This is a genomic window from Pseudomonas sp. 2(2015) (assembly GCF_000955865.1).
Classification (GTDB): domain Bacteria; phylum Pseudomonadota; class Gammaproteobacteria; order Pseudomonadales; family Pseudomonadaceae; genus Aquipseudomonas.
The window spans coordinates 1-23,108 of sequence record NZ_JYOF01000011.1 but is presented as its reverse complement, the minus strand read 5'-3'; the positions used below and the strand labels follow the sequence as shown (position 1 = coordinate 23,108).

Annotated in this window: 17 protein-coding genes; 9 read left to right on the top strand and 8 right to left on the bottom strand. The window is 63.9% G+C overall.

All coding sequences use genetic code 11. The features are described 5' to 3' along the window. Nucleotides 1-11 precede the first annotated feature (11 nt). Genes glgB through UB48_RS15345 form a run of 3 tightly spaced genes read right to left on the bottom strand, consistent with a single transcriptional unit; the run spans nucleotide 12 to nucleotide 7,572 of the window. Nucleotides 12-2,222, bottom strand: coding sequence for a 1,4-alpha-glucan branching protein GlgB (glgB, locus tag UB48_RS15355; RefSeq protein WP_045198529.1), 2,211 nt, complete (start codon nucleotides 2,220-2,222; stop codon nucleotides 12-14). Continuing rightward, nucleotides 2,223-5,534, bottom strand: coding sequence for a maltose alpha-D-glucosyltransferase (treS, locus tag UB48_RS15350; RefSeq protein WP_045198527.1), 3,312 nt, complete (start codon nucleotides 5,532-5,534; stop codon nucleotides 2,223-2,225). Between the two features lie 13 nt (nucleotides 5,535-5,547). Then, entirely contained in the window at nucleotides 5,548-7,572 is a 2,025-nt protein-coding gene (locus UB48_RS15345; protein ID WP_045198525.1) for an alpha-1,4-glucan--maltose-1-phosphate maltosyltransferase, read from the bottom strand. Nucleotides 7,573-7,712: 140 nt separating this feature from the next. Here UB48_RS15345 and UB48_RS28000 point away from each other — a divergent pair, with 140 nt between their 5' ends. After that, nucleotides 7,713-7,874 (top strand): hypothetical protein, encoded by a 162-nt coding sequence (locus tag UB48_RS28000; protein WP_177329165.1) that lies wholly within the window; start codon nucleotides 7,713-7,715, stop codon nucleotides 7,872-7,874. 58 nt (nucleotides 7,875-7,932) lie between these two features. Here the strand turns inward: UB48_RS28000 and UB48_RS15340 are convergent, their stop codons facing one another. Continuing rightward, the gene (locus UB48_RS15340; RefSeq protein WP_045198523.1) at nucleotides 7,933-9,606 is read right to left on the bottom strand and encodes an AMP-binding protein; all 1,674 of its coding nucleotides are present in this window, start codon (nucleotides 9,604-9,606) and stop codon (nucleotides 7,933-7,935) included. 256 nt (nucleotides 9,607-9,862) lie between these two features. Between UB48_RS15340 and UB48_RS15335 the strand changes: the two genes are divergently transcribed. The 4 genes from UB48_RS15335 (at nucleotide 9,863) to UB48_RS15320 (ending at nucleotide 15,536) form a co-directional block, all read left to right on the top strand. Continuing rightward, entirely contained in the window at nucleotides 9,863-11,026 is a 1,164-nt protein-coding gene (locus UB48_RS15335) for an isovaleryl-CoA dehydrogenase (RefSeq protein WP_045198521.1), read from the top strand. A gap of 132 nt (nucleotides 11,027-11,158) precedes the next feature. Next, nucleotides 11,159-12,763, top strand: coding sequence for a carboxyl transferase domain-containing protein (locus tag UB48_RS15330; RefSeq protein WP_045198519.1), 1,605 nt, complete (start codon nucleotides 11,159-11,161; stop codon nucleotides 12,761-12,763). Between the two features lie 2 nt (nucleotides 12,764-12,765). Further along, nucleotides 12,766-13,584, top strand: coding sequence for a gamma-carboxygeranoyl-CoA hydratase (locus UB48_RS15325; RefSeq protein ID WP_045198517.1), 819 nt, complete (start codon nucleotides 12,766-12,768; stop codon nucleotides 13,582-13,584). After that, nucleotides 13,581-15,536: an acetyl/propionyl/methylcrotonyl-CoA carboxylase subunit alpha gene (locus UB48_RS15320; RefSeq protein ID WP_045198515.1), complete on the top strand. Its 1,956-nt coding sequence runs from the start codon at nucleotides 13,581-13,583 to the stop codon at nucleotides 15,534-15,536. Before UB48_RS15325 ends, UB48_RS15320 begins: the two co-directional genes overlap by 4 nt. Nucleotides 15,537-15,650: 114 nt before the next feature. Here UB48_RS15320 and UB48_RS15315 read toward each other — a convergent pair whose 3' ends face one another. Beyond that, nucleotides 15,651-16,310, bottom strand: coding sequence for a LexA family transcriptional regulator (locus UB48_RS15315; protein ID WP_045198513.1), 660 nt, complete (start codon nucleotides 16,308-16,310; stop codon nucleotides 15,651-15,653). 131 nt (nucleotides 16,311-16,441) lie between these two features. Between UB48_RS15315 and UB48_RS15310 the strand changes: the two genes are divergently transcribed. The 4 genes from UB48_RS15310 (at nucleotide 16,442) to UB48_RS15295 (ending at nucleotide 20,355) form a co-directional block, all read left to right on the top strand. Continuing rightward, nucleotides 16,442-16,774, top strand: a complete 333-nt coding sequence (locus UB48_RS15310; RefSeq protein WP_045198511.1) for a hypothetical protein — start codon at nucleotides 16,442-16,444, stop codon at nucleotides 16,772-16,774. A 445-nt stretch (nucleotides 16,775-17,219) separates the two neighbouring features. Continuing rightward, a complete protein-coding gene (locus UB48_RS15305) occupies nucleotides 17,220-17,732 on the top strand; it encodes a DUF4880 domain-containing protein (protein ID WP_045198509.1) in 513 nt (170 codons plus the stop codon). 49 nt (nucleotides 17,733-17,781) lie between these two features. After that, nucleotides 17,782-18,930 carry a M14-type cytosolic carboxypeptidase gene (locus UB48_RS15300; protein WP_045198507.1) on the top strand — a complete coding sequence of 383 codons (1,149 nt, stop codon included), beginning with the start codon at nucleotides 17,782-17,784 and terminating at the stop codon, nucleotides 18,928-18,930. 108 nt (nucleotides 18,931-19,038) lie between these two features. Beyond that, nucleotides 19,039-20,355 carry a hypothetical protein gene (locus tag UB48_RS15295; protein ID WP_045198505.1) on the top strand — a complete coding sequence of 439 codons (1,317 nt, stop codon included), beginning with the start codon at nucleotides 19,039-19,041 and terminating at the stop codon, nucleotides 20,353-20,355. Here the strand turns inward: UB48_RS15295 and UB48_RS15290 are convergent. The 3 genes from UB48_RS15290 to UB48_RS15280 form a co-directional block, all read right to left on the bottom strand. Continuing rightward, nucleotides 20,352-20,849, bottom strand: coding sequence for a PaaI family thioesterase (locus UB48_RS15290; protein WP_045198503.1), 498 nt, complete (start codon nucleotides 20,847-20,849; stop codon nucleotides 20,352-20,354). The two genes, UB48_RS15295 and UB48_RS15290, sit on opposite strands and share 4 nt — an antisense overlap. A 109-nt stretch (nucleotides 20,850-20,958) precedes the next feature. Then, entirely contained in the window at nucleotides 20,959-22,368 is a 1,410-nt protein-coding gene (locus UB48_RS15285) for an amino acid permease (protein ID WP_045198501.1), read from the bottom strand. A 138-nt stretch (nucleotides 22,369-22,506) separates the two neighbouring features. After that, the coding region (locus tag UB48_RS15280) for an aldehyde dehydrogenase family protein (RefSeq protein ID WP_045198499.1) at nucleotides 22,507-23,108 on the bottom strand (602 nt) is incomplete at its 5' end.

Genomic DNA, 23,108 nt, shown 5'->3' with positions numbered 1-23,108 from the left:
AGCGCTGGCCATCACTGCGGCCGCAGGATCAACACCCCCAGCGGCGGCAGGTTGAGCCGCAACGACAGCGGCTGGCCATGGCTGGGCTGGGCCTGGCTGGCCACCTCGCCAAGGTTGCCGTAGTTGGAGCCGGCATAGCCCTCGGCGTCGCTGTTGAACACCTCGGCCCAGCGCTCGCCAAACGGCACGCCGATGCGATAGCCCTCGCGCGGCACCGGGGTGAAGTTGGCCACCACCAGCAACGGCTCGCCATTCGCGCTCCAGCGCAGCCAGGCATACACACTGTTGTGCGCGTCATCGCCAATCAACCATTGAAAGCCTTGCGGCACGCAGTCCTGTTCGTGCAGCGCACGCTCGTCGCGGTACAAACGGTTGAGGTCGCTGACCAGCCGTTGCACACCCAGATGCTCGGGGTACTTGAGCAGGTACCAGTCCAGTTCGCTGTCGTGGTTCCACTCGCGCCACTGGCCAAACTCACAGCCCATGAACAACAGTTTTTTGCCCGGATGGGTCCACATGAAGGTCAGGTAGGCGCGCAGGTTGGCGAATTTTTGCCAGCGGTCGCCGGGCATCTTGTCGATCAGCGAATGTTTGCCGTGCACCACCTCGTCGTGGGAGATCGGCAGGATGAAATGCTCGGAGTAGGCATAAATCAGGCCGAAGCTCATTTCGTTGTGGTGATAGGTGCGGTGGATCGGGTCGTTCTGGATGTAATGCAGGGTGTCGTGCATCCAGCCCATGTTCCACTTGTAGGCAAAGCCCAGGCCGCCCTGCTGGGTCGGCTGGCTGACGCCTGGCCAGGCCGTGGACTCTTCGGCAATCACCAGGGCGCCGGGGGCCTCCAGGGCCACCACGTCGTTGAGGTGACGCAAAAAGTCGATGGCTTCGAGGTTCTCGCGCCCGCCATGGCGATTCGGCACCCACTCGCCGGCCTTGCGCGAGTAGTCGCGGTAGAGCATCGAGGCCACGGCATCGACGCGCAGGCCGTCGATATGAAAATGCTTGAGCCAGTGCAGCGCCGAGGCCAGCATGAAGCCGTGCACTTCGGTGCGCCCAAGGTTGTAGATCAGCGTGTCCCAGTCCTGGTGGAAGCCCTCCAGCGGGTTGTCGTACTCGTACAGCGCGGTGCCGTCGAAGCGCGCCAGGCCGTGGGTGTCGGTGGGGAAATGCGCCGGCACCCAGTCGAGGATCACGCCGATCTGCGCCTGGTGGCAGGCGTCGATGAAGGCGGCAAAGTCTTCGGCACTGCCGTAGCGCGCGGTCGGCGCGAACATCGACAGTGGCTGGTAACCCCAGGAGCCGCCAAACGGATGCTCCATGATCGGCATCAGCTCGATATGGGTAAAACCCAGCTGCTGGATATAGGGCACCAGGCGCTCGGCCAGCTCGCGCCAGTTGTAAAAGCGCGCCACTTCGCCATTGTCGTCCAGCTCACATTGCCAGGAGCCGGCGTGCAGTTCGTAGATCGACAGCGGCGCGCTGCTGGCCTGGCGTTCACCACGCAGCTGCATCCAGTCCTGGTCTTGCCACTCATGGGCCAGGGGGCCGGCGACCCTTGAGGCGGTGCTCGGCGGTAATTCGGTGGCGCGGGCCAGCGGGTCGGCCTTGAGCGGCAGGATGCCGTCGCGCCCGAGCACTTCGTATTTGTACGCTTCGCCGGCCCGCAGGCGCGGCACAAACAGTTCCCAGACCCCGGACGGATGGCGCAGGCGCATGGGGTGACGGCGGCCGTCCCAGTTGTTGAAATCACCAACCACCGAGACCCGCCGGGCGTTCGGTGCCCACACCGAAAAGCGCACGCCATCGACGCCTTCGACATTCAGCGGTTGCGCGCCCATCGCCGCCGCAAGATCACGGTGGTTGCCCTCGGCAAACAGGTACAGGTCCATGTCGCCGAGCAACGGCCCGAAGCTGTAAGGGTCTTCGGTGATCTGCTCGCCGCCGGCCCAGTTGATCTGCAACAGGTACGGCTGCGATTCGCGCAGATGTGTGATGAACAACCCCGGTACCGGCCCCTGCTCCAGCTCTGCCAGCACGCGACTGTCGTCACGGGCCAGCACCCGTACGTTCAGAGCGTTGGGCAGGTAGGCGCGGACAAACTGGCCACCGGCACCATCCGGGTGCGGACCGAGCACCGCGAACGGGTCGGTATGTTCGGCTCTTACCAGGGCATCGATATCGCGCTGCCCCAGTCCTCCTTCCTCGCGCTTGCGTTGCGTCATTTACTGCTCTCCCCAGGTACTGATCAGACCATGCAGGCCATGCAAAGGCACGGCCAGCCAATGCGGACGGTTCTCGGCTTCGTAGAGGATTTCGTAGGCGACTTTCTCGAGGCTGAACAACGCCAGCGCCGCCTGCTCGCCGTCAGCCTGCTGCCAGGCATGGGGCATGGCCGCGGTGGCCAGCCCATAGGCCTCGACAAAAGCATGCCGGGCCTGGTGCAGGTAACGGCGGGCGACGCGCTGACGCGCCTGACGGGCAGCCTCGCAAAGGTCGACAGCAGAAGCACTGCGCAGCACCATCGCTGCAGCATAGTCGAAGGAACGCAGTACGCCGCTGACATCCTTGTACGGGCTGTGCCTTGCCCGCCGCTCATCCAGCGGTCGCGCCGGTTCGCCTTCGAAATCGATCAGGTAGGCATCGCCCTGCACCACCAGCACCTGGCCCAGGTGCAAGTCGCCATGTACACGCATTAACAGCCCGCCGACCGCCTGTTTGCTCAGTTCGGCTATGTGCTTGAGCAGGCTCTTGCGTTGCTGTTGCAGGTCGTCGACCAGGGCCTGGCTGGCGCTGTCGAGGCTGGCGCGATGTGCTTGCAGCAGCTCCAGGGCGCGGCTCAGCTGGGCGCTGATGTGCGTGTTCCAGGCCTGGCTGTCGCGGCTGCTGCTGGCCCGCGGCTGGAACGCCGGATCGGCGCTGGGCGCCGCCAGCAGCAGGTGCATCTCGCCCAGGCGCTGGCCGAGCAAGGCGGCAAAATCGGCAAGGTCCTGCAGGGCATCGGTGTGCACGTCCTGATCGTTGCTCGAAGGCTCCATCTCGTCGCGGATGGCCCGTTCGAGGTTGTTCTGGGTCCAGTCCCAGGCGTCGCCCTGATTGCTCAGGTAGCCCTGGGCGATCATCAGCAGGTGCGGTTGCCCCTGGGCGTCGACGCGGCTGACCCAGGCCAGCAGCGGCGAGATATTGGCAAAGCCTGCGGCCGTCAGGTAGGCGCTCATCTCCAGCTCGGGGTGCACCCCGGGGTTGACCCGGCGGATCAGCTTGAGCACCAGGCTGCCACCGACCACCACCGAACTGTTGGACTGCTCGGCGCTCAGGTAGCGCACTTGCGCGTCGTCGCCCAGGTTCAATGCCGCCAGTTGTTCTGTGGCGGTAAAACGCAGCTCACCCTCGCTGCACGGCAAGCGCAAGCCGTCCTTGCAGCCGGCCAATACCGCGCGCACGAAGCTCTCAAGCACGAAGCCATCGGTGATCAGCCCCACCTGGCGGCCGCGGCGCACCCGCGCCAGGGCCAGTTGCTGCGGCGCCGGGCTGTTGATGTTTTCTTCGCCGATCAGGCCGAACGGCAGTTGATAGCGGCTGCTCTGGCCGCCGCCCTGCACGTCGATCTCGCTGAGCAGCACCGGGCTGGTGGCGTCGCCAAAACGCACGCCGTAGGCGATCTGCACCTGTTCGATGCGGCTTTCCTTGCCGGCAAACCAGCGGCGCTTGGGCAGGTACTGGGGCAGGATGCTGTCTTGCAAAGTGGCCCGCGACGGCGCTTCAAGCAGCTCTTCCATGCGCTTTTTCAGCACCAGGGTGGTGAACTCCGGCAGGCTCTGGGCCGGTTCCATGTGCCAGCTGGGCATCTGGTCCTTGTCAGCGAGCAGGAACCAGTAAAAGCCGTAAGGCGGCAAGGTCAGCAGAAACGGCAACTGGCCGATCGGCGGGAAGGCACTGCCGCCGAGCATCTCCACCGGCACCTTGTCGGCGTACTGCTGCAGCTCAAGCTCAGCCGCCTGTGCGGCGCGCGAGACGTTGGCCACGCAGAGGATGATCTCGGTCTTGCCGTCGCTGCCGGTGTACTCGCGGATGTAGGCGAGAATCCGCCGGTTGCTCGGCGTGAGCATCTTCAGTGCGCCGCGGCCGAAGGCTTTTTGCTGCTTGCGCACCGCCAGCAGGCGGCGGTTCCAGTTCAATAGCGAATGCGGGTCGTGGGCCTGGGCCTCGACGTTGACCGACTGGAAGCCGTACAGCGGGTCCATGATCGGCGGCAGCACCAGGCGCGCCGGGTCGGCGCGCGAGAACCCGCCGTTGCGGTCGATCGACCACTGCATCGGCGTGCGCACGCCATCGCGGTCGCCCAGGTAGATGTTGTCGCCCATGCCGATTTCGTCGCCGTAGTACAGGGTCGGCGTGCCGGGCATCGACAGCAGCAGGCTGCACAAAAGCTCGACCCGGCGCCGGTCGCGCTGCAGCAATGGCGCCAGGCGCCGACGAATGCCGAGGTTGATCCGCGCCCGGCGATCCTCGGCGTAGTAGTTCCACAAGTAGTCGCGCTCGCGGTCGGTGACCATCTCCAGGGTCAGCTCATCGTGGTTGCGCAAGAAGATCGCCCATTGGCAGTTGGCCGGGATCTCCGGGGTCTGACGCAGGATGTCGGTGATCGGAAAGCGGTCTTCCTGGGCCACGGCCATGTACATGCGCGGCATCAGCGGGAAGTGAAAAGCCATGTGGCATTCATCGCCCTGCCCTTCGCCAAAGTACAACTGGGTGTCTTCCGGCCACTGGTTGGCCTCGGCCAGGAGCATGCGGTCGGGGTAGTTGGCATCGATCTCGGCACGGATCTTTTTCAGCACCTGGTGGGTTTCGGGCAGGTTCTCGTTGTTGGTGCCGTCGCGCTCGATCAGGTAAGGGATGGCGTCCAGGCGCAGGCCGTCGACGCCCAGGTCGAGCCAGTAGCGCATGACCCCGAGCACCGCCTTGAGCACCTGCGGGTTGTCGAAATTGAGGTCCGGCTGGTGCGAGTAGAAGCGGTGCCAGAAGTATTGGCCGGCCACCGGGTCCCAGGTCCAGTTGGATTTCTCGGTGTCGAGGAAGATGATCCGCGTGCCGTCGTACTTCTGGTCGCTGTCGGACCACACGTAAAAGTCCCGGGCCTTGCTCCCCGGCTTGGCGCGCCGGGCTTTCTGGAACCACGGATGCTGGTCGGAGGTGTGGTTGATGACAAGTTCAGTGATCACCCGCAGGCCGCGCTTGTGCGCCTCGGCAATGAAGCGTTTTACGTCAGCCAGGGTGCCGTAGTCGGGGTGCACTGCCTTGTACTCGGCGATGTCGTAGCCATCATCGCGCCGTGGCGAAGGGTAGAACGGCAGCAGCCACAGGGTGTTGACCCCAAGCTCGGCGATGTAGTCGAGCTTGGCGATCAGGCCGGGGAAGTCACCGATGCCATCGTTGTTGGAATCAAAGAAGGATTTGACGTGTACCTGGTAGATGATCGCGTCCTTGTACCACAACGGATCATCGATAAAGGCGGCTGGGCGGGCGCGCTTGGCCATGCTCGACTCCTTTCTAGTGGGCTTTTTCGATACGCCAGACAGCGAACGGCAGGTGCCAGGGCTCGATGCGCATCCATTGGGTCTTGCCATGCCAGGTCCAGCGATGGCCGCTCATCAGGTCTTCGCCGAAGGTGTCGGCATGGTCGTCCAGGCCCAGCTCCCACAACGGCAGTTCGAAGTGCGCCTCCTGGGCGTTGTGCGGGTCGAGGCTGACGGCGATGAGGATGAAGTTGTCGCGCTCGGCAGTGCGTTTGCCGAAGTACAGGATGTTGTCGTTCCAGGCGTTATAGAAGGCCACGCCCAGGTGGGTGTGCAAGGCCGGATTCTGCCGGCGGATGCGGTTGAGCTGGGCGATTTCGGCGATGATGTTGCCTGGCTGGCTGAAGTCGCGCGGGCGGATCTGGTACTTCTCCGAATCCAGGTATTCCTCCTTGCCTGGCACCGGCGTCGCCTCGCACAGCTCGAACCCTGAGTACATGCCCCACAGGCCCGAGCCCATGGCCGCCAGCGCGGCGCGAATAAGGAAGCCGGCGCGCCCCGATTCATGCAGAAAGTACGGGTTGATGTCCGGGGTATTGACGAAGAAGTTCGGCCGGTAGCAGTAGCACCACGGCGGCTGGTTGAGCTCCTCGAAGTAGCTTTGCAGCTCGGCCTTGGTGTTGCGCCAGGTGAAGTAGCTGTAGCTCTGGGAGTAACCGACCTTGCCCAGGCGCGCCATCATCGCAGGCTTGGTGAAGGCCTCGGCGAGGAAGATAACGTCCGGGTACTGGCTGCGCACATTGGCGATCAGCCAATGCCAGAACGGCAAGGGCTTGGTGTGCGGGTTGTCGACGCGAAAGGTCTTGACCCCCTCCTTGACCCAGCCCACCACTACGTCGCGCAGGGCCAGCCACAGGGCCGGTACCGAATCGGCGGCATAGAAGTCGACGTTAACGATGTCCTGGTACTTTTTCGGCGGGTTCTCGGCGTAGCGGATGCTGCCGTCCGGGCGCCAGGAAAACCAACCCGGGTGCTCCTTGAGCCAGGGGTGGTCCTGGGAACACTGGATGGCAAAATCCAGGGCGATTTCCAGGCCATGCCCGGCGGCGGCGGCCACCAGCCGGCGAAAATCCTCGCGGCTGCCCAGTTGTGGGTGAATCGCCTCGTGCCCGCCCTCGGCGCCGCCAATCGCATAAGGGCTGCCGGGGTCACCGGGCTCGGCCTGCAAGGCATTGTTGCGGCCCTTGCGGTGGCGCATACCGATCGGGTGGATGGGCGGGAAGTACAGCACGTCAAAGCCCATGTCGCGGATCATCGGCAAGCGTTGGTGCACGTCATTGAAGGTACCGTGCCGTTCGGGGTCGTCGGTGACCGAGCGCGGAAACAGCTCGTACCAACTGGCGAACCGGGCCTGGATGCGTTCGACATCCAGCGGGTATTCAGGGCTGCGGCTGAGGTAGGTACGGTGCTCGGCCTCGGCCATCAGAACGGCGGTGTCCGGGTGCAGCAGCAAGGCCACCTGCTCGTCGACGGGCAAACCGGGCAGGTGCTGGTACAGGGCCTGCAGCTGGTCACGCAGGGGGCCGTTGCTGCGACCGATATTGTGCTCGATCTGCAGCAGCCCTTCCTGCAGCTCCAGGGGCACCGCGACGCCTGCGTTGAATTTCTTCTCCAGGTCGTGGCAATAGGTGGCGAACGGGTCGATCCAGGCCTCGATGCTGAACAGGTGGCGGCCCTGCTCGCTGACGGTGAACTCGGCCTGCCACAGGTCATTGCCGGCAAACTGCATCGGCACGCAGTGCCAGCGCCGGCTGTGGGCCTGGCGCCAGTTGAGCATCACTGCCAGGGCGTCATGACCGTCGGCGTAAACCTTGCTGCTGACCTGCACCGGCTCAGCGACCACCGCCTTGACCGCAAACAGCCCGCCATCAAGCACCGGCACGGTGTTCTCGATCACGATCCGCGGTTCGAGCAAGGCCTGGGACAGGCTCAGGGCCTGGTCCGGGTGGTCGCTAGCCGCAGTCATACGGTCGGTTTCGAAGGGCTCATCGCGGGTCATCGAACGTTGCTCCGTTATGAAGTGGCGGTAAAGGTTCAGAGCGGGGGCGCGGCCCGGGGTTCAAAAAAAATGAGCGATTGGCCGGGCCCGGGGTCGAAACCCTGAGCATGCCATCCACAACCCCGTTGCGAGGTCAGGCCATGAACATTCCCATCCCGGCTGAAACGCCCGATCCGAATATCGACGACCCGACACTGCCACCGCCGGTGCCAGAGCAGGACCCTGATGAGGTGCCGGTGCAACCGACGGTGCCGCCCACCGTGGGCGACCCGCCGAGTAACGAGCCGCCGGTGAAAGCGTAGACATCGCGGGGCAAGCCCGCTCCTACAATATCTAGGAGCGGGCTGGCCCCGCGAAAAATCAGCGTTTGATCAGCTCTTCAATGCTGATCTCGCGCATCCTGAACTTCTGCACCTTGCCGGTCACCGTCATCGGAAACTCATCGACAAAGCGGAAGTAGCGCGGGGCCTTGAAGTGGGCAATGCGGCTCTTGCACCACTGTTGCAGTTCGATCTCGCTGGCGCTGTGGCCGGGGTGAAACTTGATCCAGGCGACGATCTCTTCGCCATAACGCTCATCGGGTATGCCGATCACCTGCACATCCGCCACCGCCGGGTGGGTAAAGAAGAACTCTTCCAGCTCGCGCGGATAGATGTTCTCACCGCCGCGAATGATCATGTCCTTGTTGCGCCCGGCGATGCACACATAGCCGGCCTCGTTCATGCTCGCGAGGTCCCCGGTGTGCATCCAGCCGGCCGGATCGATGGCTTCGCTGGTGGCCGCCGGGTTGCCCCAGTAACCGAGCATCACGCTGTAACCGCGGGTGCACAGCTCGCCGATCTGCCCGCGCGGCACAATGCAGCCCTGCTCATCGATGATCTTGCTTTCCAGCTGCGGCTGGGTCCGCCCTACCGTGGTCACGCGAAGTTCAAGGTCGTCGTCGGCGCCGGTCTGCAACGACACCGGGCTGGTTTCGGTCATGCCGTAGGCGATCTGCACCTCGCCCATGTGCATCTCGCCGATCACCCGGCGCATCACCTCGATCGGGCAGGTGGCGCCGGCCATGATCCCGGTGCGCAGGGTCGACAGGTCCATCTCGCTACGCTGCGGGTGATCGAGCATGGCGATGAACATGGTCGGCACGCCATACAGGGCGGTGGCCCTCTCCTCGATGACGCAGTTCAACGTCAGCAGCGGATCGAAGGCGTCGTTGGGGTAGATCATGGTGCTGCCATGGGTGACACAGCCGAGGTTGCCCATGACCATGCCGAAGCAGTGGTACAGCGGCACCGGGATCACCATGCGGTCGTGCTCGCTCAGGCCCAGGCTCTCGCCGACCATGTAGCCGTTGTTGAGGATGTTGTAGTGGCTGAGGGTCGCGCCCTTGGGGAAGCCGGTGGTGCCGGAGGTGTACTGGATGTTCACTGGCTGGTCGAACTGCAGGCTGTGCTGACGGGCCTGGAAGTCGGCCGGGTCGGTTTCGCTGGCCAGCCAGGCCAGGCGCTCCCACGGCAAAAAGCCCACCGGCGGCTGGGCATCAAGGCTGATCAACCCGCGCAGCTCCGGCAGGCGTTCGCTGCGTAGCTGCCCTGGCGCTTGCTGGGCGAGGTTGGGCAGCAGCTCGCCAAGCATGGCGTGGTAATCGCAAGTCTTGAAGGCACCGGCACTGATCAGCCACTGGCAGCCCGACTGCTTGAGCACGTATTCAAGCTCGCTGGTGCGATACGCCGGGTTGATGTTGACCAGGATCACGCCGATCTTGGCGCTGGCGAACTGGGCAATGCACCACTGCGCGCAATTGGGTGCCCAGATGCCTAAGCGATCGCCGGTTTTCAGCCCCAGCGCCATCAGCGCGCGGGCATGCAGGTCGACGCTGGCGGCCAGCGTCTGCCAGGTGTAACGCTGCTGCTGATGTCGCACCACCAGCGCCTCGCGCTGGGCAAAGCGGGCGACCGTCTGGTCGAATGCCTGGCCGATGGTCATGGCCAGCAACGGCTTGTCCTGACGGCCCTGGGTATAGCTCGGTTGATTCATGGCGGTCCCTTTTTGTGGTTGTTCTGGGAGCTGATTCAAGCGCGACTTACTCTGGCGCATATTTACGTTAACGTAAAGGTCATGGCGAGATTGACAGCTAACGATGGCAGGTTTACGTTAACGTAAAGGTTACAAGCCCATCGCTGGCAAGCCAGCTCCCACAGTGTTCGGTGCACTCGCTACTTGTGGGAGCTGGCTTGCCAGCGATGAGGGCAGACACCACACCCTGAGCCAAGAACAAATAGAAGGTGCCCGCATGCGTTATCCGACCCTGAACTTCGCCCTGGGCGAAACCATCGACATGCTTCGCGACCAGGTGCAGTCCTTCGTCGCCGCAGAGCTGGCGCCGCGCGCCGCACAGATCGACCAGGACAACCTGTTCCCCGCCGACATGTGGCGCAAGTTCGGTGACATGGGCCTGCTGGGCATCACCGTCAGTGAAGAATACGGCGGCGCCGGCCTGGGCTACCTGGCCCACGTGGTGGCCATGGAAGAAATCAGCCGCGGCTCGGCCTCGGTCGCCCTCTCCTACGGCGCCCATTCCAACCTCTGCGTCAACCAGATCAACCGCAACGGCAACGCCGAGCAGAAAGCCAAGTACCTGCCCAAGCTGATCAGTGGCGAGCACATCGGCGCCCTGGCCATGAGCGAGCCGAATGCCGGTTCCGACGTGGTATCGATGAAACTGCGCGCCGAACAGCGCGGCGACCACTTCGTCCTCAACGGCAGCAAGACCTGGATCACCAACGGCCCGGACGCCAACACCTACGTGATCTACGCCAAGACCGACCTTGACAAAGGCGCCCACGGCATCACCGCCTTTATTGTCGAACGCGACTGGAAAGGCTTCAGCCGCAGCAACAAGTTCGACAAGCTGGGCATGCGCGGCTCGAACACCTGCGAGCTGTTCTTCGACAACGTCGAAGTACCCAAAGAGAACATCCTCGGCGTGCTCAACGGCGGCGTCAAAGTACTGATGAGCGGCCTGGACTACGAGCGTGTGGTGCTCTCCGGCGGCCCGACCGGGATCATGCAGGCCTGCATGGACCTGGTGGTGCCCTACATCCACGACCGCAAGCAGTTCGGCCAGAGCATCGGCGAGTTCCAGCTGATCCAGGGCAAAATCGCCGACATGTACACCCAGCTCAACGCCAGCCGCGCCTACCTGTACGCCGTGGCCCAGGCCTGCGACCGCGCCGAAACCACGCGCAAGGACGCCGCCGGGGTCATCCTCTACACCGCCGAGCGCGCCACCCAGATGGCCCTTGAGGCGATCCAGATTCTGGGAGGCAACGGCTACATCAACGAATTCCCGGCCGGCCGCCTGCTGCGCGATGCCAAGCTCTACGAGATCGGCGCCGGCACCAGTGAGATCCGCCGGATGCTGATCGGCCGCGAACTCTTCCAAGAGACGCGCTGAAGCGCTTAGCAGCAAGCTACAAGCGGCAAGTCGATGCAGCCCGCGCAGTGCTGACGGCTCGCGACTGCCGCCATAACACAGATCAGTCTTGCAGCTTGAAGCTTGTCGCTTGATTCTGCGTGAGGAACCACAATGATCATCAAGTCTCACATCAATCCGAAGTCAGCAGAGTTCGCGCAGAGCTACGCCGCCATGGCGAACCAGGTCGACGCCTTGCGCAGCCTGATCGCCCAGGTTCACCAGGGCGGTGGGCCCAAGGCCCAGGAGCGGCACACCTCGCGGGGCAAACTGCTGCCACGCGAACGTATCGACCGCCTGCTCGACGCAGGTTCGCCGTTCCTTGAAATCGGCCAGCTGGCCGCCCATGAGGTGTACGGCGAAGACGTCCCGGCCGCAGGCGTGATCGCCGGCATTGGCCGGGTCGAAGGCGTCGAATGCATGATCGTCGCCAACGACGCCACGGTCAAAGGCGGCTCCTACTACCCGCTAACGGTGAAAAAACACCTGCGCGCCCAGGCCATCGCCCTGCAGAACCGCCTGCCGTGCCTGTACCTGGTGGACTCCGGTGGCGCCAACCTGCCGCGCCAGGATGAAGTGTTCCCCGACCGCGAGCACTTCGGGCGGATCTTCTTCAACCAGGCCAACATGAGCGCCCTCGGCATTCCCCAGATCGCCGTGGTCATGGGCTCGTGCACCGCCGGCGGCGCCTATGTGCCGGCCATGGCCGACGAAGCGATCATGGTCCGCCAGCAGGCGACGATCTTTCTTGCAGGTCCGCCGCTGGTCAAGGCTGCCACCGGCGAAGTGGTCAGCGCCGAAGACCTCGGCGGCGCCGATGTGCACTGCAAGACCAGCGGCGTCGCCGACCACTATGCCGACAATGACGAACACGCCCTGGCCATCGCCCGGCGCTGCGTGGCCAACCTCAACTGGCACAAGCTCGGCGAGTTGCAGCAGCGCGCGCCGGTGGCGCCGCTGTACAGCAGTGAAGAGCTGTACGGCGTGGTGCCGGCCGATGCCAAGCAGCCGTTCGATGTGCGCGAGGTAATTGCGCGGCTGGTCGACGGCTCGGTATTCGATGAGTTCAAGGCGTTGTTCGGCACCACTCTGGTGTGCGGCTTTGCCCACCTGCACGGGTATCCGGTAGCGATCCTGGCCAACAACGGCATCCTCTTCGCAGAAGCTGCGCAAAAAGGCGCGCACTTCATCGAGCTGGCCTGCCAGCGCGGCATCCCGCTGCTGTTCTTGCAGAACATTACCGGCTTCATGGTCGGCCAGAAGTACGAGGCCGGTGGCATCGCCAAGCATGGCGCCAAGCTGGTCACCGCGGTGGCCTGCGCCCAGGTGCCGAAGTTCACCGTGATCATCGGCGGCAGCTTTGGCGCCGGCAACTACGGCATGTGCGGCCGCGCCTACGACCCGCGCTTCTTGTGGATGTGGCCAAACGCACGGATCGGCGTGATGGGCGCCGAACAGGCCGCCGGCGTGCTCGCCCAGGTCAAGCGCGAGCAGAGCGAGCGCAGCGGCCAGGCCTTCAGCGCCGAAGACGAAGCGCGTCTGAAGCAGCCGATCCTCGACCAGTACGAGCACCAGGGTCACCCTTACTACTCCAGCGCCCGGCTGTGGGACGACGGCGTCATCGACCCGGCGCAAACCCGCGAGATCCTTGGCCTGGCGTTGTCCGCGGCCCTCAACGCACCGATCGAACAGAGCCGTTTCGGCATTTTCCGGATGTGACCATGAGCGACTTCACTACCCTTGAACTGATCAAGGACCCCCGTGGTTTCGCCACCCTGTGGCTGAGCCGGGAAGACAAGAACAACGCCTTCAACGCGCAGATGATCCGCGAGCTGATCATCGCCATCGACCATATCGGCGCCGACAGCAGCCTGCGTTTCGTGCTGCTGCGCGGCCGTGGCCGGCACTTCAGCGCCGGTGCCGACCTGGCCTGGATGCAGCAGTCGGCGCAACTGGACTACAACACCAACCTTGACGACGCCCGCGAGCTGGCCGAGCTGATGTACAACCTGGCGCGGCTCAAGGTGCCGACCCTGGCGGTGGTGCAAGGCGCAGCCTTTGGTGGCGCCCTGGGCCTGATCAGCTGCTGCGACATGGCCATTGGCGCCAGTGACGCGCAGTTGTGCCTGTCGGAAGTGCGCATCGGCTTGGCGCCAGCTGTGATCAGCCCGTTCGTGGTCCAGGCCATGGGCGAGCGCGCCGCACGCCGCTACGCCCTCACCGCCGAACGCTTCAGCGGTGAGCGCGCCCGTGAGCTGGGCCTGCTGGCCGAAGCCTACCCGGCCGCCGAGCTGGAACAGCAGGTCGACAACTGGATCGACAACCTGCTGCTCAACAGCCCGCAGGCCATGCGTGCCAGCAAGGAGCTGCTGCGTGAAGTCGGCCCCGGCGAGCTGACCCCGGCCATCCGCCGCTACTGCGAAAACGCCATCGCCCGCATTCGCGTCAGCCCTGAAGGCCAGGAAGGCCTGCGCGCCTTCCTGGAAAAACGCAGCCCGGCCTGGCAGGGCCAACCGTCGCACAAGGAGCCGCGCCCATGAGCCGCACCCCGTTGACCACCCTGCTGGTCGCCAACCGCGGCGAGATCGCCTGCCGGGTGATGCGCACCGCCAAGGCCCTGGGCCTGACCACTGTGGCCGTGCACAGCGCCATCGACCGTGAAGCGCGGCACAGCCGCGAAGCTGACATTCGCGTCGACCTCGGCGGCGCCAAGGCCGCTGACAGCTACCTGGACATCGACAAGCTGCTGGCCGCGGCCAAAGCCAGCGGCGCCCAGGCGATCCACCCCGGCTACGGCTTTTTGTCCGAGAACGCAGGCTTTGCCCGTGCCATCGAGCAGGCCGGGCTGATTTTCCTCGGCCCACCGGCCAGCGCCATCGATGCCATGGGCAGCAAGTCGGCGGCCAAGGCCCTGATGGAACAGGCCGGCGTGCCGCTGGTGCCGGGTTATCACGGCGAAGCCCAGGACCTGGAAACCTTCCGCGCCGCCGCCGAGAAAATCGGCTACCCGGTGCTGCTCAAGGCTACCGCTGGCGGCGGCGGCAAAGGCATGAAGGTGGTCGAGCACGAAAGCCAGCTCGGCGAAGCCCTGGCCTCGGCCCAGCGTGAAGCGCAGTCGTCGTTCGGCGATGCGCGCATGCTGGTGGAAAAATACGTGCTCAAGCCGCGCCACGTAGAGATCCAGGTGTTCGCCGACCAGCACGGCAACTGCCTGTACCTCAACGAGCGCGACTGCTCGATCCAGCGCCGGCACCAGAAGGTCGTCGAAGAAGCCCCTGCCCCGGGCCTGAGCAGCGCCCAGCGCCAGGCCATGGGCGAAGCGGCGGTCAAGGCGGCCCAGGCCATCGGCTATGTCGGTGCCGGTACCGTGGAGTTTCTGCTCGATGCCCGCGGCGAGTTCTTCTTCATGGAGATGAACACCCGCCTGCAGGTCGAGCACCCGGTCACCGAAGCGATCACCGGCCTGGACCTGGTCGCCTGGCAGATCCGCGTCGCCTGTGGCGAGCCATTGCCAATCACCCAGGCGCAGGTGCCGCTCAACGGCCATGCCATCGAAGTGCGCCTGTATGCCGAAGACCCGGCCAATGACTTTCTCCCGGCCACCGGCCACCTGGCGCTGTACCGCGAGTCGGCGCCGGGCGAAGGCCGACGGGTGGACAGCGGCGTCAGCGAAGGCGACGAGGTCTCGCCGTTCTATGACCCGATGCTCGGCAAGCTGATCGCCTGGGGCGAAACCCGCGAGCAGGCGCGCTTGCGCTTGCTGGCGATGCTCGACGAGTTTGCCATCGGCGGGCTGAAAACCAATATCGCCTTTCTGCGGCGCATCCTCGCCCACCCGGCATTTGCCGAGGCCGAGCTGGATACCGGGTTCATCCCGCGTTATCAGGAACAATTGCTACCGGCACCGCAAGCCTTGCCAGCGGCGTTCTGGCAGGCGGCGGCCGAAGCCTTCATCCAGAGCCAGCCGCTGCGACCGCGTGACGATGACCGTCACTCGCCGTGGGCCGCCAACCACGGCTTTCGTGCCGGCGTGCCGGCGCAGGTCAGCCTGCACTTGACCTGCAACGGTGAAGCTCAGGTCATCAACCTGACTCAGGCGGGTGCATCGAAGCTGACCCTGGACGGCGAGCAGCTACTGATCGACGAAGACGGCCTGCGCCGCCGGCACCGGGCAATCCGCCGTGGCCAGACCCTGTACCTGCAATGGGACGGCGAGCTGCACAGCGTCAACCGCTACGACCCGATTGCCGAGGCCGATGCCAGCCACAGCCATCAGGGCGGCCTTGGCGCGCCAATGAATGGCAGTATCGTACGGGTGCTGGTGGAGGTTGGCCAGGCGGTGGAAGCCGGTGCGCAGCTGGTGGTGCTGGAAGCCATGAAGATGGAACACAGCATCCGCGCGCCCCATGCCGGGACAGTCAAGGCGCTGTTCTGCCAGGAAGGCGAGATGGTCAGTGAAGGGGCTGTGCTGGTGGAGCTGGACGAGGCTTGAGTCCAAGGGGCTGCTAGCGCAGCCTATCGCCGGCAAGGCCGGCTCCCACAGTAAGGGTCGATACAGGCCCTTTGTGGGAGCCGGCCTTGCCGGCGATGCGGGCGACGCGCAATTTCAGAATTTCACCAACGCCTGCACCACCACCCCCAGCAACTCACACTGCTCGCTGCACAAGGCCTTGGGATAGGTCGGGTTGAGCGGGCGCAAGTAGCGCTGGCCGCCCTCCTCGCTCAACTGGCGAAAACTCGTTGCCGTGCTGCCTGGCGAACGCGCGATCACCAGTTTGCCGGGTTCGGCCGCAAGCCCGGTATCGACCAGGATCAGCATGCCCTCCGGCACGCTCAAGCCCAACGGCGCGGTCATCGCGTCGCCTTCGACCCTGAGCCAGAACGCCCGCCCCTGCGCTTTATAGTCGGTTGACTGCAACGGCGTGTCATCGGCCACCTCAACCGGGTCAAGATTGCCCCAGGCCAGAATCGGGTAGCGAAAATACAGTTCGTGCTGTAGGCCATCGGCGCCAGCCACAGTAGTCGGGTTGCCCGATACCGTGTAGGAACCGTTGCTTTCCGACACCTGATTGGGGAAAACCATCTGCAGCGGCGGCAGCCCCACTTCCACCAGAATCTGGTTGAGCACCCGCAGTTTCGGCTCGCGCTCCTCGCGCAGCCAGTGGCCCACGGCGCCCTGGGTGACTCCGATGCGTTCGGCGAGATTTTCCTGCGTGACTTTCAGTTCACGCATCCTGGCTTTAACCAGGTCAGTCCATTTATCCATCGCTGGCACGATACGGACTGCCCTCTGGCGCTCAATACACATATTGTAGTATTTAAACAATAGTCATAACTACATAGCGTATTAATATCTACCAACACCTTTCATCGCTTACCCAAACAGCAGGCAGACGCATGAAACCGATATCCCCTGAAACGGACCTCAGCCTTGATTCCGAAGCATTAAGTAACAGTGATGCCGCCCGGCGCGCGCTGGATTACTACCTCAACCCGGCACCGGTGACCTTTGGCCCCGACGAGCCGCTGCTGGTCGCCCGTGAGGGCCTCAGCAGCGCCCAGGCCACCGCCCATGCCAGCAATATATTGCGCTGCGCTGCCGCCACCGCCTACGAATCGGCTGACGGCATGCAAGGCGTACCGCGCGACCTGGCGCTGGCGTCGATGCACATGATCAACATGGCCAGGGCCATGCTCGAGCGCACGGCAGCCAATCAGGAGCATTCCTGAGCCTGTTGCAGAACGTTACGTGGGAGTCGACCGAAGGCGGGTGCTGGTGTCCGCCGGTCAGGAGGGAGCGCACTGCGTAAAAGTTTTTACGCAATGACAGAAAATTCATTTGACTTGCAAATGATAACGATTATTATTGCTCACGACTGGTCGCGAGACTGGTTGGATAAACTGAAAGCCCTTAGGTCGGACTCTCAGATTATCTCCTCATCAGGCTAATCACGGTTTTTGACCCGGCTTTTTGCCGGGTCTTTTTTTTGGTCTTCAGGCTAATGAAGATGGGTGTTGCTTGAATGGCCGCGATGATAGCAAATGAATGTCGCACAGTGAATGGTTGTAACAGCGCTTTGCGGAATTAGCACTTGAGAATCAATCTCGTTACGAATAAGCTGTTGCAGCGTCAAGGAAGACGCCCCCACTCCACCGACCAGCAAGGAGCTTGTACATGACCCGTCTGTTGCTGCCCCTTGAACACAATCCCCTTTCCCACCATCTGGCGGACGATGCCCTGCTGCAGCGCCTGAAAAAGCTGCCGCGCCGCGTTCAGCAGGTATTTCTCCTCAGCCGCCTCGATCAACTGTCGTTCGCCAGCATTGCCGAGCGCCTCGACCTGCCGGCCATCACTGTCGAGCGCCACATGAACCAGGCGCTGCAGATTGCCCGCGAAGAGCGCGACGCCCTGGCGAGCATCGCCGGCCAGTGGTACGTACGCCTGCAAAGCCCGGACGTGACGGCCAGCGAACGCATCGATTTTCGCCGCTGGCTAGACAGCGCCCCGGCACACCGCGAGGCGTTCCACGCCACCGAGCTGCGCTGGCGCTCGCTGCTGGCTCCGGCGCGCCAACTGGGCGAGGACGGCTGGTACCGGCAACCACGCGCCGCACTGTCGCTGGGCGGTTGCTCGGTGGCCATCGGCCTGGGCCTGGCGGCATTGGCAGCGATCGGTTTCTGGTCCTGAGCCAGGCGTGTAGAGTAGTTGCCACAACAACTCTACATGGAGCCTGGTGATGACCGTGACGCTGTCCCCCCTGCACATCGACTGCGATTTCGATTCCGGCAACATCCTCGTCAAGGATGCCAGTGACCCTGCACGGGTGCGCCTGGAGATCCGCCCCGACACCCGCAGCGAGCACTTCCAGTGGTTCCACTTCAAGGCTGCGGGGCTGACCCCGGGCCAGACCCATGGTTTTGTCCTGGAAAACGCCGGTGCCTCGTCCTACCACGAGGCCTGGAGCGGTTACCAGGCCGTGGCCTCCTACGACCAGCAACAGTGGTTCCGGGTGCCCACCACTTTCGACGGCAAGGCCCTCGAATTCAGCCTCAAGGCCGAACAGCCCCAGGCCTGGTTTGCCTATTTCGAGCCCTACCCGCGCGCGCGCCACAATCAGTTGATTGAACGCGCCACCCGCCTGTCTGGCGTTGAACTGCTGGCCACCGGCCGCAGCGTCGAAGGCCGTGACATCCAGTTGCTGCGCGCCGGCGACGGCGCCGCAACCAAGCGCAAACTGTGGATCATCGCCCAGCAGCACCCGGGTGAGCACATGGCCGAGTGGTTCATGGAAGGGGTGATCGACCGCTTGCAAGACAATGACCCGACGATCCAGGCCTTGCTGCAGGAAGCCGACCTGTACCTGATCGCGAACATGAACCCCGACGGCGCCATCCACGGCCACCTGCGCACCAACGCCAAGGGCCAGGACCTGAACCGCGCCTGGCAGGATGCGAGCATCGACAAGAGCCCGGAGGTATTCTTCGCCCAGCAGCAGATGAAGCTGCACGGCGTCGACCTGTTCCTCGACGTGCACGGCGACGAAGAAATCCCCCACGTGTTCACCGCCGGCTGCGAAGGCAACCCCGGCTACAACGCGCGTATCGCTGCCCTGGAAACCACCTTCCGCGACAGCCTGTGCAAGCGCACCGTGGACTTCCAGCAGGTCCATGGCTACCCGCGCTCCGCCCCTGGCCAGGCCAACATGACCCTGGCCTGCAACAGCGTCGGCCAGGCCCATGACTGCCTGTCGCTGACCCTTGAGATGCCGTTCAAAGACCACGACGACGCGCCCAACGCCGAAACCGGCTGGAACGGCCAACGCAGCAAGGACCTGGCCAGCGCCGTGCTCGACGTGTTCGCGAAGATGGCCGCTACCCTGCGCTAAACCTGCTGGCGAGCAGGATCAACCGCCCTGGCAGGCAAAGCAAAGACCTGCCGGGGCCTTCGAACCCTAAATGGCGGCCACCAACGCCTCCTTTAGGGAACCTGCGCCATGACCACCCGCCTCCCCCATTTGCTCAAGGGCACCAGCCTCAGCCTGCTGCTGGCCCTGCCCCCGGTTCAGGCACTTGAGCTGTATGCCGATGACGACACCCACCTGAACGCCAACTTCCTCGCCGTGTACGGCCTGTTCAACAGCCGCAAGAATTACGACGGCACCCCAGGCGGCTCGACCTGGCGCGAAGGCTTTATCAAATATGGCTTGAGCGCCGACCAGCGCCTGGGCGAACTGGGCACGGTTTATGGCACCGCCAACCTGGTCAGCTCGGCGACCTGGGGCGACGGCGATGCTGCCGGCATCAGCGATGGCAGCGAACGCACGACTAAATTCGACGAAGCCTTCGCCGGCTGGCGCTCGGGCAAACTGATCCCGGCACTGGGCGAGGATGGCCTGGACCTGTCGTTCGGTCGCCAGGTCATCACCCTCGGCGATGGCTTCATCATCAACGACGACGGCCTGAACTTCGGCAAGGGCCCGGCCGACGGCGAGCTCAATCGCGGCGGCGCCTATTATCTGGCCGCCCGCCATGCTTTCGACAAGACCGCAGTACTGCGCCTGGGCGCCAAGGATGGCCTGCATGGCAGCCTGTTGTGGATGAAGTCGGACAACCGCGCCCAGGCCAACAGCGAACTGGCCGCCGGCACCCTGGCCTACAGCGCTGCCCCCGGCACCCTGGAACTGACTTACATTCGCGGCCTGAATGTCGATGATCGCTATGCCAGCGAGTTCCAGAAACAACGTGAAGGCATGGACATCTACAGCCTGCGCGGCGCCGGTGATGCTGGGGTCGAGAACGCGCATTTCGCCTTCGAATATGCCTGGCAAAACAAGCACGCAGGGCCGGAGAAAGCCTGGTACGCCGAAGCCGGCTACACCTTTGCCGAGGTGCCCTGGCGCCCGGACCTGACCTACCGCTACAGCCGCTATTCCGAAGGCTGGGACTCGATGTTCAACGGCATGAACCGCGGCTACGGCACCTGGTTCCAGGGCGAGGTCACGGGCAACTATTCAGGCCCGTTCAACAGCAACAACGACGTGCACTTGGTCGGCCTCAAGGCCACCCCGGTCGAGGCCCTGACCCTGGGCGTGCTGCTGTTCAACTACAAGACCCTGCACGAGCGCGGCACGCTGAACCTCGACGGCCGCGAGCTGGACCTGTACGCCGAATGGGCGGTCAGCGAGCACCTGATCATCAGCCCGCTGCTGGGCCTGTACCAGCCGCGCAAGAGCAGCGATGACGGCGGCAACCAGGTTGGCGGCAATGGCACCAACGTCTACAGCCAGTTGACCATTGCCGTGCCGTTTTAAGCGGTGCCGTGGGCCTTGTGCTTGAGCTTTTCGGTGTCGACCCGGACGAACACCGAGTCAGCGCTGACGGTCAGCACGTCGTCGGCCCAGACTTCGCAGATCACCCGGCTCTTACGCCCCACTTCACCCTCGACCCGGGCCTTGAGCAGCAGCTCGACGCCCATCGGCGTGGGTTTCAGGTAGGTCAGGTTGAGTTGGCCGGTGACGCAGTCGATACGCGGCAGGCTGCCCGGCTCGCGGCCTTCGGCGCGGTAGTGGTAGGCCATGGCGGTCCAGTTCGAATGGCAGTCGACCAGCATCGCCAGCAAACCGCCATAGACCAGCCCCGGCCAGCCGAGGAAGGTGCTGTCGGGCGAGTGGCGGCACAGCAGGTGGATACCGTCGGCGTCCCAGTGGCTTTTCAGGTGCAGGCCGCTGGGGTGGGAACAGCCACAGCCGTAGCAGACGCCTTCGGGGGCGGCCAGTTCCTGCAGGGATAAGGCTTGGGTACTCATAGGCTTCCTGATTGTCTGTTTTTTAAAGGGAAAGCAACGCCGATAGTAACGCCGGACAACGAAAAAGCCCATGAACCGGTCATGGGCTTTTGCCGTGCCAAGCGCCGCGCTAGAGGCCTTTGGCCGATACCGCCGGGCTGCCGGCCGGCTCGCTGGCCGGTGTTTTACGGCGGGTCAGCGAGATCAGCAGGATGGCCAGGGTCACCCCCGCGGTCATCAGGGTTTCATAGCGGTAGGCCGGGCTGATCAGCATGTAGCCGAGCACCAGGGTAATCAGGCCGATGACCAGCCAGGTCAGCCACGGGAACAGCCACATCTTGAACGCAAGCTCCGTGCCCTGGCGATCGGTGATGGCGCGCATGCGCAGCTGCGACACAGCAATCACCAGGTACACCAGCAAGGCGATGGCGCCGGTGGTCGAGAGCAAGAAGCCGAAGACCTTGCCCGGGAACACATAGTTGACCAGGCAACCGGCAAAGCCTGCGAAGGTCGAGAGAATCACCGCCACGGTCGGCACGCCGTTGCCGGAGATACGCTTGGTCATCTTCAGCGCCTCGCCCCGCGAGCCCAGCGAGTAGAGCATGCGCGAGGCGGTATAAAGCCCCGAGTTCATGCAACTGGTCACCGCCACCAGCACCACCAGGTCGACCATCAGCTTGGCGCCCGGCACGTTGAGCACTTCCAGCACGCGCTGGAACGAGCCAACGGCCTTGAGGCCCGGGTCGTTCCAGGCTACCAGCGAAACGATGAAGAAGATCGAGACGATGTAGAAGATCGCGATGCGGTACACCACCAGGTTGGTGGCCCTGCGGATCTTGTCCTTGGGGTTGGACGTTTCGTCGGCGGCGATGGTGACGATCTCGGCGCCGAAGAACGAGAAAATGGTCACCAGCACGCCGCCGAGCACCGCGCCAAAGCCGTTGGGCATGAAGCCGCCAGTGGCCCACAGTTGCTGCACGCCGGAGACTTCGGCCAGTGGCCAGAAGCCGAACACCGCCAGGGTGCAGACGCCAATAAAGGCAAGAATGGCAATGACCTTGATCAGCGCGAACCAGTACTCGAACTCGCCGAAGTTCTTCACGCTGATCAGGTTGGTGCCCGACAGCACGATCATGATCAGAAAGGCAAACAGCCACGACGGCACGCCGGGGAAGTAGGCATGCAGGATATCGGCACCGGCAATCGCCTCGACCGGAATGATCAGCACCCAGAACCACCAGTACAGCCAGCCGATGGTAAACCCGGCCCAGGGCCCGATGGCCTGGCTGGCGTAGGTGGAGAACGAGCCGCTGTTGGGGTTGGCGATGGCCATCTCCCCGAGCATGCGCATCACCAATAGCACCAGCAGGCCGGTCATGGTGTAGGAAATCAGAATGGCCGGCCCGGCGGTGGCGATGGCCGTTGACGAGCCGATGAACAGCCCGGCGCCGATGATCCCGGCAATGGAGATCATCGACACCTGGCGCGAGGTCAGACCGTGTTGCAGCGAACGCTGTTTCTTTTGTTGTAGCGATGCCATGGGTAACCCTCTACTGGTAGGGTGAAAGCGTTTTTATTGTTCCACTGGCGGGATTGGTGGCGCGGCCATCGCTGGCAAGCCAGCTCCCACAGAATCCTTGTGGGAGCTGGCTTGCCAGCGATGGGGCCGACTCGGTATTCAGTCGAAGACAATCCCCTGCGCCAACGGCAGCTCGCGGGAATAGTTCACGGTATTGGTCTGCCGGCGCATGTAGGCCTTCCACGAATCCGAGCCCGACTCACGGCCACCGCCGGTTTCCTTCTCACCGCCAAAGGCGCCGCCAATCTCCGCACCGCTGGTGCCGATGTTGACGTTGGCAATCCCGCAGTCACTGCCCGCGGCGCTCTGGAAGCGCTCGGCTTCGCGCAGGTCGGTGGTGAAGATGCACGACGACAAGCCTTGCGGCACTTCGTTGTTCAGGCGCAGGGCTTCTTCGAACTCGTCGTAGGCCAGCACGTAGAGAATCGGTGCAAAGGTTTCATGACGAACCACGGCGCTCTGGCCAGGCATCTCGACGATCGCCGGGGCCACGTAGTAGGCATTCGGGTACTGCTCCTGCAGCTGCCGCTCGCCACCGAATACCTGGCCGCCTTCATCGCGGGCCTGGGTCAGGGCATTGTGCATGGCGCTGAAGGACTGCTTGTCGATCAGCGGACCGACCAGGTTGTCTTTACGCGGGTCGCCGATACGAACCTTGGCATAGGCGGCTTTGACCCGGGCAACCACTTCGTCCTTGATCG